The sequence below is a fragment of the Flavobacterium crocinum genome, assembly GCF_003122385.1.
In the GTDB taxonomy this organism is placed as follows: domain Bacteria; phylum Bacteroidota; class Bacteroidia; order Flavobacteriales; family Flavobacteriaceae; genus Flavobacterium; species Flavobacterium crocinum.
In genome coordinates this window covers 2,327,554-2,343,426 of sequence record NZ_CP029255.1, presented here as the reverse complement: position 1 = coordinate 2,343,426, position 15,873 = coordinate 2,327,554, and the positions used below count along the sequence as shown (strand labels likewise).

11 protein-coding genes are annotated in these 15,873 nt (G+C 34.5%); 9 read left to right on the top strand and 2 right to left on the bottom strand.

The genetic code is table 11. The features are described from left to right. Window positions 1-119 precede the first annotated feature (119 nt). Window positions 120-1,319 carry a polysaccharide deacetylase family protein gene (locus tag HYN56_RS10700; protein WP_109192154.1) on the bottom strand — a complete coding sequence of 400 codons (1,200 nt, stop codon included), beginning with the start codon at window positions 1,317-1,319 and terminating at the stop codon, window positions 120-122. 363 nt (window positions 1,320-1,682) lie between these two features. Here HYN56_RS10700 and HYN56_RS10695 point away from each other — a divergent pair, with 363 nt between their 5' ends. Beyond that, the gene (locus HYN56_RS10695) at window positions 1,683-2,468 is read left to right on the top strand and encodes an alpha/beta fold hydrolase (RefSeq protein ID WP_240622689.1); all 786 of its coding nucleotides are present in this window, start codon (window positions 1,683-1,685) and stop codon (window positions 2,466-2,468) included. A 175-nt stretch (window positions 2,469-2,643) separates the two neighbouring features. Here HYN56_RS10695 and HYN56_RS10690 read toward each other — a convergent pair whose 3' ends face one another. Continuing rightward, window positions 2,644-4,620, bottom strand: coding sequence for a sigma 54-interacting response regulator (locus HYN56_RS10690; RefSeq protein WP_109192153.1), 1,977 nt, complete (start codon window positions 4,618-4,620; stop codon window positions 2,644-2,646). Window positions 4,621-4,825: 205 nt separating this feature from the next. Between HYN56_RS10690 and HYN56_RS10685 the strand changes: the two genes are divergently transcribed. From HYN56_RS10685 to HYN56_RS10650, 8 genes are all read left to right on the top strand, one after another. After that, a complete protein-coding gene (locus tag HYN56_RS10685) occupies window positions 4,826-7,267 on the top strand; it encodes a sensor histidine kinase (protein ID WP_109192152.1) in 2,442 nt (813 codons plus the stop codon). 48 nt (window positions 7,268-7,315) lie between these two features. Continuing rightward, the gene (locus HYN56_RS10680; RefSeq protein WP_109192151.1) at window positions 7,316-8,656 is read left to right on the top strand and encodes a sigma-54-dependent transcriptional regulator; all 1,341 of its coding nucleotides are present in this window, start codon (window positions 7,316-7,318) and stop codon (window positions 8,654-8,656) included. A 263-nt stretch (window positions 8,657-8,919) separates the two neighbouring features. Next, window positions 8,920-9,201: a DUF7674 family protein gene (locus HYN56_RS10675; protein WP_109192150.1), complete on the top strand. Its 282-nt coding sequence runs from the start codon at window positions 8,920-8,922 to the stop codon at window positions 9,199-9,201. A gap of 120 nt (window positions 9,202-9,321) precedes the next feature. Then, window positions 9,322-9,399, top strand: a complete 78-nt coding sequence (gene kdpF / locus HYN56_RS10670; RefSeq protein ID WP_073099479.1) for a K(+)-transporting ATPase subunit F — start codon at window positions 9,322-9,324, stop codon at window positions 9,397-9,399. A gap of 94 nt (window positions 9,400-9,493) precedes the next feature. Further along, complete coding sequence (gene kdpA, locus HYN56_RS10665) at window positions 9,494-11,215, top strand: potassium-transporting ATPase subunit KdpA (protein ID WP_109192149.1); 1,722 nt, start codon at window positions 9,494-9,496, stop codon at window positions 11,213-11,215. Window positions 11,216-11,506: 291 nt separating this feature from the next. After that, window positions 11,507-13,564, top strand: coding sequence for a potassium-transporting ATPase subunit KdpB (gene kdpB / locus HYN56_RS10660; RefSeq protein WP_109192148.1), 2,058 nt, complete (start codon window positions 11,507-11,509; stop codon window positions 13,562-13,564). Window positions 13,565-13,634: 70 nt separating this feature from the next. Continuing rightward, on the top strand, window positions 13,635-14,186 hold the full coding sequence (locus HYN56_RS10655; protein WP_109192147.1) for a K(+)-transporting ATPase subunit C: 552 nt from the start codon (window positions 13,635-13,637) through the stop codon (window positions 14,184-14,186). Between the two features lie 441 nt (window positions 14,187-14,627). Then, complete coding sequence (locus HYN56_RS10650) at window positions 14,628-15,707, top strand: porin (protein WP_109192146.1); 1,080 nt, start codon at window positions 14,628-14,630, stop codon at window positions 15,705-15,707. Window positions 15,708-15,873: the final 166 nt, after the last annotated feature.

Here is a 15,873-nt window from a genome sequence, read left to right as displayed (position 1 = left end):
TTTTAGCCACAGATTAAAAGGATTAGAAAGATTATCTATTTTGAGATATAAATCTTTGCGATGATCTTTTGCGAAAGCCAAAAAATCATTTTAATCCTTTTAATCTGTGGCTAAACTTTTTATTTCAACTGAATCAAAATCTGCTTGTGACTTGTTCTTCCATCCTCTTTTATATTCAAATCTTTAGGTGATTCGATTTCAAATTTGGATGGTGTTTCTATGTTTAATGAAATGTCTTTATGTCGAAACACTTCTGGAATTTCGGGAAGTATAATCGTTACTTCTACTTCTTTTTTACTTTGTTTGTATTCAATTTTGATGCGATCTCTTAACCAAATGTATTCGTAAACTTCCTGCCACGGCGCCATCCAGATGGAATCGTTTCCTTTTGTACCATATTTGTTGGCAAGGGTTGTCATATAATATTTGAAATCGGGAAAACGCATGCTTAAGTTCCAAAGATTTCCATTTCCTGTTCCGTGGGTGAAATCATTAAACCAAACTGGTTCTGGCTGTTTTACAATTGAATCTATAGTTTTTAAATAACGATCCATTGTTTTAAAACTAGTTGTATCTTTTGAACTCAAGACAAAAGTTCTGGCTGAAATCATTTTATCTAAATCAACTTTTGAATTTACCTTATAAACCGGACCTCTACCTTTATAAGAAGCAACAGACAGAAATCCGTTAGCCAAAGCTTCTTTTTCATATTCTAAATGATAATCAGGATCGCCTTCTCCGCCAGGAACTACAAAATGCGACATCGTAAAATCTAGATTTTGTTTAATTGAAGTTGTATTTTCTGTTACTTCCGTTTTATAATTTGTTCCGTGTTTGGTCGCATGATGAAAACTATGATTCAAAATATCCCATCCTGCGTTGTACATTTCTTTGATTTCAGACCATGAAAGATTTCCACGCTTTTCCGGAGAATCATGAATAGATGCGCCATTGATTGCTAAAGCCAGTTTAAACGGAATTTTATTTCCGAATCCGTCAGAATAAAAAAGCCCTTCTGAAGTTGTTCCGTCTCCGCCCTGATCGACTTTCCATTCGTTTTTATCGGGATTACTTATTTTCCCACCATTTAATAATGGAAAAGCGGTTAAATAAGCGGAACGATAACCGTCATCTAACGTAAAACAGTAAGCAAAATGTTTGTTGAATTTTAATGGTGAAGCTTTTAAATCGAATTTGCTTTCTGATTTTAGTTTTATTTTAAAGGAAATATTTTGTGAATAAACGGTATTGAAAGAACATTGAAGTAAAAGAATCAAAATGAATAAAAGTGTTTGTATTCTGAAATGTGATATTTTCATTTTTTAGGTTAGTTAGATTTTTTAAAGGTACATTTTCTTTAAAAACAAACTACTAAATGCTGTAGAATCGCACGCGGATGAAGCGGATTTGCTATCGCAAAGACACGGATTTACACGGATTTTTTTTAAGATACGAATGAAAAATCCGTTTTTATCCACGTTTTCGCAAAGCCAATTCGTCTCATCCGCGTCTAATTTTCGATTGTGAACATTCTAAAAAAATGATATTTCAATATCTAAAAAAGTATTTAACGAAATATAATAATCGCAATTGAGTCGAAACCTCATCAGCTCAGTAATAATAAGGTTTTCTTAAACAGGCATATAGATTGTATTTTAAAATATAACCTTAAAAATCCTGCTATGTATCTTTCTAATACAAAAACAATTGTGTTTATTTCGGGAGCTTTTGTGAGTCATTTTTATTGGAAAGCATGGCTTGCTTTTTTTGAAAACAAAGGATACAGAGTGGTCGCTCCGCCCTGGCTTCATAAAAATGATTCGGTAGAGAATTTAAAAAAACAGAATCCGTGTACAAAAATTGGATCGATTACTTTATTTGATCTTTTGTGTTATTATACCGAAATCATTGAAAAACTTCCTGAAAAACCCATTTTAATAGGACATTCTTATGGCGGACTTTTAGTACAATTGCTGCTTCAGAAAGATTTGGCCGAAGCTGGAATATGCATCAATTCTTTTCCTCCAAAAGGTTTTACAATTTTCAAATTTTCGTTTTATAAAACTATTTTAGGTTATACTTGGAAGATTTTCTCTTCTAAAAAAACATTGATTCTAACTTATAAAGACTGGCAGAATAACTTCTTTACAAATGTATCTGTCGAAGAACAGAAAAAAGAATACGAGAAATTAATTATTCCGGAATCTAAAAAAGCGCTTCGAAATCTATTCTCAAAAAATGCTCAAATCAATTTCAGGAAAAAACATGTTCCGCTCTTTTTTATATCCTGTTCAAAAGACGAAATAATTCCTCCAAAACTCGTCTTGTGGAATTTCAAAAAACATAGAAATGTGCATTCTATAACTTGTTATAAGGAATTTAAAAACAAAAATCATTTTGTAATTCTACAGCCTGAATGGCAGGAAGTTGCAACATGTATTGCAAAATGGATTGAAAAAGTTAGTTGATTATTCTTTAAACACATAGAAACATAGATATTTCTTTACAGTGAAAAGATAACTAAAAGAAACTAGTTTCTAACACATAGCTATGTGTTTTATTAAAAGTGAAATGCCTTTCAGCAGTAACAAAAGCTATGTTTCTATGTGTTTAAATTATTTTACTGTTTACACTAAAAACAAATTAACTAATTTCTCTCTTAATTTCGAGTTTCTTGATTTTTGAATTTAAAGTCGAAGGATGAATATCCAGAATTTCGGCTGCTCCGCCAGCACCTGAGATTTTTCCATTACATTTTTTGAGTATATATAATATGTAGTCACGTTCATTTTCCATGATTGTTTTGATTGAAAATGAATCGGTGTTTTGCTGTGCGTGTATTTTGGATGAAGGCGAAAACTCTATATTTTTAATCGTATTGCCTTCCGTAAGTAAAATTGTTCTTTGAATAAGATGCTCCAGCTCTCTGATATTTCCCGGCCAGTCGTAATTCATAATCTGCTGTAACGCATTTTCTGAAAGTACAGGAGCTTTTCGGTTCATTCTTTCGCTGTATATATTTATGAAATGGTCTGTCAGTTCGGGAATATCTTCTTTTCTCTTTTTTAAGGACGGAACCATTATTGGAAAAACATGTAAACGATAATACAAATCCATTCTAAAGCGTCCTGCTGCGACTTCTTCTTCCAGATTTTTATTGGTTGCCGCGATAATTCGGACATCAATTTTTATTGGCATTAATCCGCCGACACGTTCAATTTCTCTTTCCTGAAGTACACGCAATAATTTTACCTGGAGTTCCAGAGGCATCTCTCCTATTTCATCTAAGAAAATTGTTCCGCCGTTTGCCAATTCAAATTTCCCGATTCTTTTTTCGGTTGCTCCTGTAAACGCGCCTTTTTCATGTCCAAAAAGTAAAGATTCAGCCAGATTTTCAGGAATCGCTCCACAGTTTATTATAATAAGCGGTTTATCTTTTCTTGGGGATAAATCGTGAATGCTTTTGGCAATTTTTTCTTTTCCTGTTCCGTTTTCGCCTAAAATCAAAACAGAAGTATCCGATGGTGCCACTTTTTTGATGTAATTAAAAACCGTTACCATTTGCGAACTGTTTCCAATGATGCCTTCAAAACCTGATTTTATATTTTCCGGTTTTTCTTTTTTTGCAGGAATCTCTTTAGGTTCAGTACGAATTATTGGCTCAGTCAGATAAAAACGGGAAATAAACTGAGAAAAAGTATTTTCAAGATTCGATAGTAATTTTAGATTTTCATCTGAATACACATTAAAATTACGGCTGTAAAAAGTAAAACAAAAACGCTGCGAAACAGCAATAGAAAGTGGGAAAACCAAATACGATTTAATTCCGAAATTATGCGAAATAATTCCTTTTATCGGCGCAGCCTGAAAATTATTTATCAGAGATTCTTCACTGTAAATAATTGGTTTAATATCAATTTGAGATTTGATATAGGTTTCGTTCAATTCCCGAATGGATATTTCGGCAATCTGCGAAAGCTTTTCTACATTGATAATTTGATATTGATTGATATTTTTTCGGATGATTCCGAGGTTCGAATATTGTTCTGCATTTACAAATCCAGCTTCCAGATAATCAAAAGAAATAAAAGTCTGAATGATTTTGGCGAAAGACAGCAAAGCATCTTCGAGTTTCAGATTGGAATTGATCAACTCTGTTACCTCATTTTTCAAATCCAATTGTTGCATCAACTGCGATTCCAGACTGTATTTTTGTCTATAAAAAGCAATTTCTAATGTTGTTAAAATATCTTGTTCCCGAAACGGTTTTACGATAAATCCGTATGGATGAGTTGTCTTCGCCTGATCTAAAATTCTTTTACTCGAATTGGCCGAGACAAAAATAAAACCAATGTTTTTTTCTTTTAAAATATGAGCAAGATCAATTCCGGTTTGGCTTCCTTTCAGCATAATATCAACAAATACCAAATCTGGTTTCTGGGTCTGAATTACTTCCAAAGCCTGATCAACAGAACGTGCAATTCCAATGACTTTATAATTTGCTTTTTCTAAAATTAACTGCAGATCATGCGCTTCAATAAACTGATCTTCAACGATTAAAATCTGCTTTTGAAAATCATTATCATCAGATTGGGAGCTTCTCTCAGAAACCGTACTCATAAATGTAGTATTTGTAATGTTATAACTTTATAATTACTTGACATAAAATTAGTTAAATAACGCCAGTAAATTCAGTGTTTTGAAAAATTTGTATAAAAAAATCATATTTAATGTGAATTTTCCTGATATTTTTTTAAAAAGCCAAACCTCTTTCTTTCTATATTTGTGTACCAAAAACAATCCAAAAACTAATTTTTAACCTGTTATGAAACGAATCATTTCTTGTTTGATTTTGCTTATAAGTTATATTTCATTTGGACAATTATCTCCGGCAGTTGCCAAATATGATCTTCCTAAAAAAAGATTACTCATACAAGCTTGCTCTATGTATTTGTTTAATGCCAACCAAGGTGCTATTGATGTAGACAGTTCTGTAGTTTTAGCTTGTAAAGCATACAAGTTTCCCCTTTCTTTGGCATACGATGAAGGTTTTAACAATGGTTTCTATTTTATTGGAAAAGATTTAATTGAAAAAGAAGACATTAATTCTGTCAAAAAACTGCTCCCAAAAGCAATAAATGAAAATCGAATCTTATTATTACTTCAATTAGGAAACTTCTATCTTTTTAAACCAGGCACCAAACCCGAAGATCTTCAGAATGCAAAAAACTATATTGTTGATGCCGTTCGCACAAGCAAACAGCTCAAAAATAAAAGATGGCAACAGCAGAGTTTAATTCTTTTAGGAAAATATTATTTTCAGGCCAACAACCAACCGGAAGGCAAAAAAGTATTTTTACAAGTCATAGCTGAATGCAGAAAACAGAATGATAAAAAAGCTCTTGCAGAAGCTCTTGATGCTTACGGAACGCTGTTATTTAATCTGGATCCTGAAAAAGAAAAAATACTTCAGGAAGTTATTTCACTATATGCATCCTTAAAACTAGAAGAAAAAAGGATTGAAAATTATATGAAGATTACTACTATCTATTTTTGGGGAGGTAAAATAAATGAAGCCAAAAAAAGACTATATCAAAATTTAATTGATTTACGAAAAATAGGTTTTGAACACCAACAATATGCAGAAACCACTATCTCTTATATTGAAGCGAATCAGTTCAATTTAAAAAGTTCTCTTTACTACGCTCAAAAAAGCGTTCAAAGAATAGAAGACACAAAAGATTATACTTTTGCAGATATCTTTTATATGCGTTTAGCAATGGTATATCTGGGTACTGGACATTTTGATGATGCGATGAAACTGGCTCAGAAAAGCATTGAATATGGCAAAGACAATATTGTAAACAGCGGAAGCTGGTATAAAAGTTTTATAACTTCTGCTGCTTCGCTATCTATTCGTGGGCAAAATAAAGAAGCTATTACTTATATCAATTCGATTATTAAAACGTATCCACCTAAAAATACTTTTGATCAAATGCTGGTTGCTTTTGCACTCGGAAACTGCAATTGGGAATTAAAAGATTATGCTAAAGCCGAAAAATATTTCCTAGAAATGGATTCTTACGCTTCCAAATTAGATTCTCCCGAGACTTTTAGGGATGTTGCCAATTGCTATTCTGCTATTGCCGCTTTCTATGCCGGTAGAAAAAATCTTGAAAAAGCTACCTACTATTCTAATAAAGTTATAGGGCTTTCTAATAAATATGACAAAAGTTACAACTCGCAAACTTTGATGACGGCCTTGTATCGAATTGATTCTTTAAAAGGCGATTTTCGTTCAGCTCTTTCTAATTATAAGATATTTAAAAAGTTAAGTGATTCTCTTTATAGTATTTCGAAAAACAAACAAATTGAAGAATTAAAAATTCAGTACGAAACACAAAATCAAGAACACGAAATCAAGTTATTAAATCAGGAATCTAATTTAAAAGGAGTTGCTTTAAAGAAATCAAAAATGCTGAATAGCGTTTCGATCTGGAGTTTGGTTTTACTTCTGGCTACTGTTGGATTATTGTACAATCGTTATCGTTTGAAACAGCGAAACAATGTCAAATTAGAAATAAAAGAAAAAGAAATCAGCAAGGCCAATTCAGAATTAAGACATTTACTGGACGAAAAAGAATGGCTGTTGAAAGAAATTCATCATCGTGTAAAAAATAATCTGCAGACGGTAATTAGTCTTCTTAACTCACAATCGGCTTATCTGGAAAATGATATGGCTTTGTCGGCAATTAAAAACAGTCAGCACCGAATTCATTCAATGTCTTTGATTCATCAGAAATTGTATAATTCTGAGAATATTTCGACTATTAATATGCCGAATTATATTAAAGAATTAGTCGAATATTTACGTGAATCTTTTTCGCTTGGACAGCGAATTCGTTTTGAAGTAAAAATTGATCCTTTAGAATTAGATGTGGCGCAGGCTGTTCCGCTTGGATTGATTTTGAATGAAGCGATTACAAACTCTATCAAATATGCCTTTCCAGATGATCGAACCGGAATGATTTATATTACGCTTGAAGCGAAAGATGAAAAACAATATGTTTTGACAATTTCTGATAACGGCATTGGCTTTGATCCAAACCTCAACGATAAAAAAGCAAACTCTTTCGGAATGAGTTTAATAAGAGGATTAAGTGATGATATTGATGGAAAATTAATGATGGAAAATGATAACGGAACGATTCTGAAAATTGAATTTTCGCAAGAATTTCCGCTGAATCCAAAAAGGAAATCGATTTAAAGCTAAATTTGTACATCAAAAACTCATTCGGTTTTAGCTTATCTGCAAATGACACACAAAATTTTAATTATAGACGACGAAGAAAAACTGAGAAGTCTATTGGCGCGAATTATAAAATCGGAAGGATTTGAAATTTTTGAAGCAAAAGATTTAAAATCGGGTTTCAAAAAACTGGAACAAACCGAAATTGATGTGGTTTTGTGTGATGTAAAACTGCCTGATGGAAACGGTGTCGATTTTCTTCAAAACATAAAAAACAGTTTTCCTTTAACAGAAGTAATTCTGCTGACGGCTTTCGGAAATATTCCGGATGGTGTTCAGGCCATGAAAAACGGCGCTTTCGATTATATTGTAAAAGGCGATGATAACGATAAAATTATTCCGCTTCTTTATAAAGCTGTCGAAAAAGTACAATTGCAGAAAAAAGTACAGCAGTTAGAAAAACGAATTAATGATAAATACTCTTTTTCGACTATTATTGGAAAATCAAAAGGAATCGAACAAGTTATTGATTTGGCGCAAAAAGTGGCCAAAACCGATTCGACTGTTTTATTGACTGGCGAAACCGGAACCGGAAAAGAAGTTTTTGCACAAGCCATTCATGAAAACAGTAATCGTGTCGGGAAATCTTTTGTGGCTTTAAACTGTAGTACATTCAGCAAGGAAATTTTAGAGAGCGAACTTTTCGGTCATAAACAAGGAGCTTTTACAGGAGCTTTAAAAGACAAAAAAGGTTTTATTGAAGAAGCGAACGGCGGAACTTTGTTTCTGGATGAAATTGGCGAAATGCCAATTGATCTTCAGGCAAAATTATTGCGTGTTTTAGAAACTTCCGAATATATTCCCGTTGGAGACACGACTCCAAAAAAATCAAATTTCAGATTAATTGCCGCTACAAATCGTGATTTAAAAACAGAAAGCGACGAACATCGTTTCCGTTCTGATTTGTATTTCCGTTTGAATATCTTCGAAATTAAATTGCCTTCTTTACGAGAACGAGTTAAAGATATTCCGCTTTTGGCGAATTATTACGTTAAACAATTTTCAGAAAAAACAAATAAAAAAGCCTTGCAGATTGGTGATGATTTTCTTCAGAAACTTGAAAATTATTCCTGGCCGGGAAATATCCGCGAACTTAAAAATGTCATCGAAAGATCTGTTATTTTGAGTAATGGCGACATTTTGACTTCAGATGTTCTGCCTTACGAAATGCAACATCAGGCTGAAAATAATTCGAAACCAATGTCGGCTTTTTCGATGCAGAGTGTTGAGAAACTACATATTCAAAAGGTTTTAAATTATACGAAAGGCAATAAAGCGGAAACAGCTAGATTACTGGAAATTGGAATTGCGACTTTGTATCGAAAAATTGAGGAATATAACTTGTGATCTCCTGCAAGGTTTCCAAAACCTTGTAGGTTTAAATTTCAATTCCTCTATAACACAAAATACCTACAAGGTTTTGGAAATCTTGCAGGAAACGTAACAACCTTATCATTTCAATAAAAGCTTATCATTTTGATAGGCTTTTTTTATGGCTAATTTTTGGCACAAAACTACATTCCTTTTATTCACAACACTTTAGACACAGCTTGACTTTTTCGGAACATCTTTTGGCATAAAGGGGGAAAGAACATTAAAAAATCCTTCTCATGAAAAATCAAGTTACCTCAATCTATAAACAAGCTGAACGGTTTGCTGAGATTACTAAAAAATCAATTATCTGCGGTAATATCGTTCGGGCTAAAAAATGTTTAGCCCTTGCTGAACGGTTATTTATCACCGGAAGCATTGAAACTAAAAACGCCATTTCGAATGTGTACGTTTTCTCGGTTTCATCTTTTATGGAAATGCGTCACTGCAATATCTCGCATCTTTTTCCACAAACACTTAAAGCAGAATATATCAAACAGGTTAATACCTCTGGTGTTTAATCTAAAATCTACATTCTAAAATCTAAAATAATTATGATTACCATTCTTCTTCTCGCTTTGGCAGTTTTACTGTTTGCGATTTGTTTTCTGTCAGTTGAATTCTTTGAAAAAATCTAAATCATGACTGCACTATTTATTATTTCAATCGCCGTTTTCGTGTATTTGATTTACGTATTAATCAAACCTGAAAAATTCTGATTTGAGAAAGTTAAGAGTTATAAGTTAAGCGTTTCTTCTCTTACTGTTTCAATTTTCAATCTCATTCACATCTTAAAAAAATAATCTCAAAATTATGAATACAGAATTAATAGGCGTCATAGGTATTTTTATCCTCACTGTCATTTTAGCCATTCCGTTAGGAAAATATATTGCTAAAGTTTTCTTGGGAAATAAAACACTTCTTGACCCGATTTTCAATCCAATTGAAAAATTTATTTTTAAAATCAGCGGAATCAATCCTGCTGAAGAAATGAACTGGAAACAGCATTTAAAAGCACTTTTAAGTATCAATATGCTTTGGTTCTTTCTCTGCTTTTTTGTTTTGCTTTTTCAGAGTTCTTTACCTTTAAATCCAGATAACAATCCATCAATGACTCCCGATTTGGCTTTTAATACTGCCATTTCATTTTTAGTCAATTGCGATTTACAACATTATTCAGGCGAAAGCGGCGTTTCGTACTTATCGCAAATGGTTTTAATGTTTCTTCAATTCGTTTCGGCTGGTGTCGGAATCGCTGCTGCCGTGATGGTTTTTACCGCAATGCGCGAAAGAACTACAAATAAACTAGGAAATTTTTATACTAATTTAGTTAAGAGCTGTACTCGTATCTTACTTCCTCTTTCTACGATTGTAGCAATTGCATTAGTTTTTAGCGGAACTCCTATGACTTTTGAAGGAAAAGATGCGATTACCACTTTACAAGGCGATCAAGTTGAAGTATCAAGAGGACCAGCAGCAGCTTTTATAGCTATTAAACATATAGGTACAAACGGAGGCGGATTTTTTGGAGCCAACTCAGCACATCCATTAGAGAACCCAACTTATTTTACCAATGCTGTTGAACTTTGGGCACAATTAATTGTTCCGTTTGCAATGATTTTTGCACTTGGTTTTTTCCTAAATAAACAGAAATTATCCTATGTAATTTTTGGTGTAATGACCGTTGGATTCCTACTCTTGGTAATTCCGACAATGTCTTCCGAAATGAATGGAAACCCTGCTATTGAAAAAATGGGAGTTTCACAATTAACCGGGGCAATGGAAGGAAAAGAAGTTCGGTTTGGCCCAGCCGTTTCAGGTTTCTGGAGTATTGCAACTACAGTGATTTCTACAGGTTCTGTAAACAGTATGCATGATAGTTCAATGCCGGTTTCTGGTGCTATGCAATTATTAGCTATGATGGTCAATGCCTTTTATGGCGGATGCGGTGTCGGTTACCTCAACTTTTACATCTTTATTATTCTGGCCGTATTTATCTCTGGTTTAATGGTTGGTCGAACTCCTGAATTTTTAGGAAAGAAAATCGAAGCCCGGGAAGTAAAAATTGCTGCTTTTATTGCCATCATTCATCCTTTATTGATTTTGGCCGGAACTGCTTTAGCTTCTTACTTTGCCGCACATGATACTGCAATGGGTTATTGGTTTAGCGGAAATGCAACAGGCTGGTTAAACAATCCAGGAAATCACGGATTCTCAGAAATGTTATATGAATATACTTCAAGCGCCGCTAACAACGGTTCTGGTTTTGAAGGTTTGGGAGATAATAATCCGTTCTGGAATATCACAACTGGAATTGTTTTACTGTTGAGCCGATTCATCCCGATTATCGGACCGCTTGCAATTGCAGGTTTGTTAGCCAATAAAAAATACATTCCTGAAAGTGCCGGGACTCTTAAAACAGATACGACAATTTTCGGAATTATGACTTTTGCTGTTATCGCAATTATTGCAGCCTTATCATTCTTCCCAGCATTGGCACTTGGGCCTTTGGCTGAATACTTTACACTAAAATAATAACTCATTTTTCAATGCTTAAATTATTTTAAACACATAGAAACATAGTTCTTTCTTTTCCTAAAAAAGATGAATAAAAAGAAACTTGTTTCTAACACATAGTTGAACAACAAATTGTTCATTCTTATTTTAAATATAGCCCGTGGTTGAAACCACGGGAAACGGATTGCGAGAACACAGATTATGATATACGTTGTGTTCCAGCGGTTGAAACCGCTGGCTATGTTTTCCATTCTATGTGTTTTTTAATGCATAACATTTAACAAATAACATTTAACTTTTTACAAGAAAATGACAACTAATAAATCCGCATCATTATTTGAAAGCCAGCAGGTAAAAGAAGCGTTCGTGCAGTCTTTTGTGAAGCTTAATCCAAAAATGATGATCAAAAATCCGGTAATGTTTACCGTAGAAATCGGAACTGCCATTATGTTTGCAGTCTGTATTTCGATCTTAATGGGCGCAACCGATCAGGGAAGTTTAGCTTATAATATAATTGTATTCTTAATTTTATTCGCTACTCTTTTGTTTGGAAATTTCGCCGAAGCTATTGCCGAAGCCCGAGGAAAAGCACAAGCTGACAGCTTAAGAAAAACTCGTGAAGAAACTCCTGCAAGACAGATTTTATCAAATGGCGAAATCAAAAACGTAAGTTCTTCAACATTAAAAAAAGACGATATCTTCATTTGTGAAGCAGGCGATTTAATTGCTGCCGACGGAGAAATCATTGAAGGTCTGGCAACAATCGACGAAAGTGCCATTACGGGAGAAAGTGCTCCAGTAATTCGGGAAGCGGGCGGTGACAAATCTTCGGTTACGGGAGGAACAAAAGTACTGTCTGATAAGATTAAAGTACGGGTAACTTCTGAACCTGGAGAAAGCTTTTTAGACAAAATGATTGCTTTGGTTGAAGGTGCAAGCCGTCAGAAAACACCAAACGAAATTGCTTTGACAATTCTGTTAGCCGCTTTCACTCTAATTTTCATCATTGTCTGCGTAACCTTAAAACCTTTTGCAGATTATGCCAACGCTCCTATTACGATTGCGGCTTTCATTGCTTTGTTCGTCTGTTTGATTCCAACTACAATTGGAGGTCTGCTTTCTGCGATTGGTATTGCGGGAATGGATAGAGCTTTGCGAGCTAACGTAATTACAAAATCGGGAAAAGCGGTTGAAACTGCTGGAGATATTGACGTATTGCTTTTGGATAAAACCGGAACAATTACCATTGGAAACAGAAAAGCAACCAATTTTTATCCAACAAAAGGAATCTCTTTTGATGATTTCGTTAAATCGGCGGTTTTGAGTTCACTTGCTGATGATACTCCTGAAGGAAAAAGTATTTTGGAATTAAGTGAGATGATTGATGTAAAAAGTGAAACGAAAGCCAGCTTTTTACAAACTACTTCTGACATTGCTCACACCATCAAATTTACTGCCGAAACCAGAACTTCTGGAGTCGTATTAAAAGACGGAACCAACATAAGAAAAGGGGCGCAAGATGCTGCAAAAAACATTGCGCAGCAAGCTGGTAATTCTTTTCCTGAAGATACTGCTCAACAAGTTATTACCATTTCGTCTAACGGAGGAACGCCGCTAGTTGTTATAAAAAACAATGAAGTTCAAGGTGTTATCGAACTTCAAGATATTATCAAAACCGGAATGAAAGAACGTTTTGAGCGCTTACGCCGAATGGGAATCAAAACGGTTATGGTTACCGGTGATAATCCTTTGACAGCTAAATTTATTGCTGAGAAAGCTGGCGTTGATGATTTTATCGCGGAAGCAAAACCTGAAGATAAAATGAATTACATCCGCAAAGAACAAGCTGAAGGTCGTCTGGTTGCCATGATGGGTGACGGGACAAATGATGCTCCTGCCCTTGCGCAAGCCAATGTTGGAGTTGCCATGAACAGTGGAACTCAAGCGGCTAAAGAAGCCGGAAACATGGTCGATCTTGACAATGATCCAACGAAACTAATCGAGATTGTTGAAATTGGAAAACAGCTTTTAATGACTCGCGGAACTTTGACAACATTTTCTATTGCCAACGATGTTGCTAAGTATTTTGCGATTGTTCCTGCCTTGTTTATTACGGCGATTCCAGCGCTTCAAGGTTTGAATATTATGCATCTACATAGTCCTGAAAGTGCGATTTTATCAGCTGTGATTTTTAATGCGATCATTATTCCGATATTAATTCCGCTTGCGTTAAAAGGTGTTGATTACCGACCAATTGGAGCGAGTGCCATCTTAAAAAGAAACCTTTTAATTTATGGTTTAGGAGGAATTATTGTTCCATTTATTGGGATTAAAATTATTGACTTGATTGTTGCACTATTTATGTAAAAAAAGGTGCTAAGTTTTTTTCTTAGTCTCTTAGAACCTTAGTTCCTTAGAACCTCTAAAATAAAAAAAAATGAAAAACATATTCTCACTCATAAAACTTACAGTAGCACTACTATTGCTATTTATTGTTATTTACCCTTTAGCCATTTACGGGATAGGTCAGCTAGCTCCAAATCAAGGAAAAGGAGAAACTATCACCGTTAACGACAAAGTTGTCGGTTATCAAAAAATAGGACAAAAGTTCGATAAATCAAATTATTTCTGGGGAAGACCTTCGGCTGTAGATTATAATGCCGCCGGAAGTGCCGGAAGTAATAAAGGTCCAAGCAATGCTGATTATCTGGCTTTGGTTCAAAAAAGAATCGATACGCTTTTATTGGTTCATCCTTATTTAAAAAAATCTGATATTCCTTCAGATATGGTGACGGCTTCAGGAAGTGGATTAGATCCTAATATTTCTCCTCAAGGGGCGCTGATTCAGGTAAAACGAATTGCTAAAGAAAGAAAATTGGACGAAGCTAAAGTAAAAGCTTTGGTGGAATCTAAAATTAATTCGGCCATTGTTGGACCTGAAACGGTTAATGTTTTGGAGTTGAATGTGGCGCTTGATGCGCTTCGCTAAGACTCTAAGATGCTAAGGTTCTAAGTTTTTATCCTAACAGGTTTTAGAAACCTGTTAGGTATGAAAAATCTGCATCAAGTTTTATCATGAAGTAACCGTTTAGTTTGTCATCCTGAGGAACGAAGGATCACACGAGAAACTCCGTCCGCATGATCGCCAATCTTTGTCGAGCTTCTAGTGTGATCCTTCGTTCCTCAGGATGACAAAAAATGGCGAGAATTGGAATCGAAAAACTAAACTACAATAATACCTAACAGGTTTTGGAAACCTGTTAGGATATGAAAATATTATAATACGAAAACACCTTTTTTACCCCAATTGCCCTAGCCCCGATAGTAGTGGAAATCCTTTTTCTGGCTTCTTTAGCCAGGAAAAGATTGAAACGGATAGCGGGATTAGCTCCTAAAAAATCTACTAAATAAATAATTGAATACCACAAAAATGAAAAAAATACTACTTACCGCTTTAATCGCTTTTGGTTACAGCAATTTACAAGCACAAGAAGAATCCAAAAGTCCGTTTACGTTTTCAGGATATGTAGACGTTTATTACAGTTATGATTTTGGGAAACCTGAAAATCATACTCGTCCAGGATTTTTTTACAGTTATAATAAAAGCAATGAAGTTAACCTGAATTTGGGAATGGCAAAAGTGAATTATTCGACAGAAAATGTCCGTGGAAATTTTGCACTTATGGCAGGAACTTATCCGCAGTATAATATGTCGGCAGAGCAGGGTTTACTGCAAAATGTTTATGAAGCGAATGTGGGAGTAAGGATTTCGAAAAACCATAATTTATGGCTTGATGCTGGAATTATGCCTTCGCACATTGGTTTTGAAAGTGCAATTGGAAAAGATTGCGCAAACTTGACACGAAGCATTTTAGCAGAGAATTCTCCTTATTATGAAGCTGGAGTGAAAATTGGCTATACCTCTGAATCTGGAAAATGGTATTTGGCCGGAATATATTTGAACGGCTGGCAGAGAATTGAGAAAGTAGAAGGCAATCAAACTCCTGCTTTTGGAACGCAAGTTACTTTTAAACCATCGGATAATGTAACTTTAAACTGGAGTACGTATGTTGGAAACGAACAGCCGGATATTGATAAAAAATGGCGTTATTTCAATAATTTCTACGGACAATTTAAAGTGGCTGAAAAAGTAAACTTAACGACTGGTTTTGATATTGGTTCACAGCAATCGGCTAAAGGAAGCGACAAATATGATGTTTGGTTTTCGCCTGTTGTGATTCTGCAATACAAACCGGTTGATAAAATTCAGCTATCGGCAAGAGGTGAATATTACAGCGACGAAAAAGGTGTAATCATCGCAACTGAAACGCCAAATGGTTTTAAAACTTACGGATTTTCGGCTAACTTTGATTACTTAGTTACTGATAATGTTATGTTTAGAATTGAAGCAAGAAACCTTTCAAGTAAAGACGAAATCTTCACAAATAAAGACAATCTTCCAACGGATACGAATACGTTTGTAACGACTTCCTTGGCGATTAGTTTTTAGGGGAATATTTCTTGCCACAGATTACACAGATTAAAAGGATTTTTTTTCGCCACGAATTACACAAATTTTCGCTAATTTTTTTTTAAATATAATTCGTGAAAATTTGTGTAATTCGTGGCGGATAAATCAACACAGAGCCATTCAAATAATCCTTCTAATCTGTGTA

What these genes read in the sequence shown, in the direction of transcription:
- HYN56_RS10700 (WP_109192154.1), bottom strand. Translation starts at nt 1,319, where the DNA reads ATGAAAATATCACATTTCAGAATACAAACACTTTTATTCATTTTGATT.
- HYN56_RS10695 (WP_240622689.1), top strand. Translation starts at nt 1,683, where the DNA reads ATGTATCTTTCTAATACAAAAACAATTGTGTTTATTTCGGGAGCTTTT.
- HYN56_RS10690 (WP_109192153.1), bottom strand. Translation starts at nt 4,620, where the DNA reads ATGAGTACGGTTTCTGAGAGAAGCTCCCAATCTGATGATAATGATTTT.
- HYN56_RS10685 (WP_109192152.1), top strand. Translation starts at nt 4,826, where the DNA reads ATGAAACGAATCATTTCTTGTTTGATTTTGCTTATAAGTTATATTTCA.
- HYN56_RS10680 (WP_109192151.1), top strand. Translation starts at nt 7,316, where the DNA reads ATGACACACAAAATTTTAATTATAGACGACGAAGAAAAACTGAGAAGT.
- HYN56_RS10675 (WP_109192150.1), top strand. Translation starts at nt 8,920, where the DNA reads ATGAAAAATCAAGTTACCTCAATCTATAAACAAGCTGAACGGTTTGCT.
- kdpF (WP_073099479.1), top strand. Translation starts at nt 9,322, where the DNA reads ATGACTGCACTATTTATTATTTCAATCGCCGTTTTCGTGTATTTGATT.
- kdpA (WP_109192149.1), top strand. Translation starts at nt 9,494, where the DNA reads ATGAATACAGAATTAATAGGCGTCATAGGTATTTTTATCCTCACTGTC.
- kdpB (WP_109192148.1), top strand. Translation starts at nt 11,507, where the DNA reads ATGACAACTAATAAATCCGCATCATTATTTGAAAGCCAGCAGGTAAAA.
- HYN56_RS10655 (WP_109192147.1), top strand. Translation starts at nt 13,635, where the DNA reads ATGAAAAACATATTCTCACTCATAAAACTTACAGTAGCACTACTATTG.
- HYN56_RS10650 (WP_109192146.1), top strand. Translation starts at nt 14,628, where the DNA reads ATGAAAAAAATACTACTTACCGCTTTAATCGCTTTTGGTTACAGCAAT.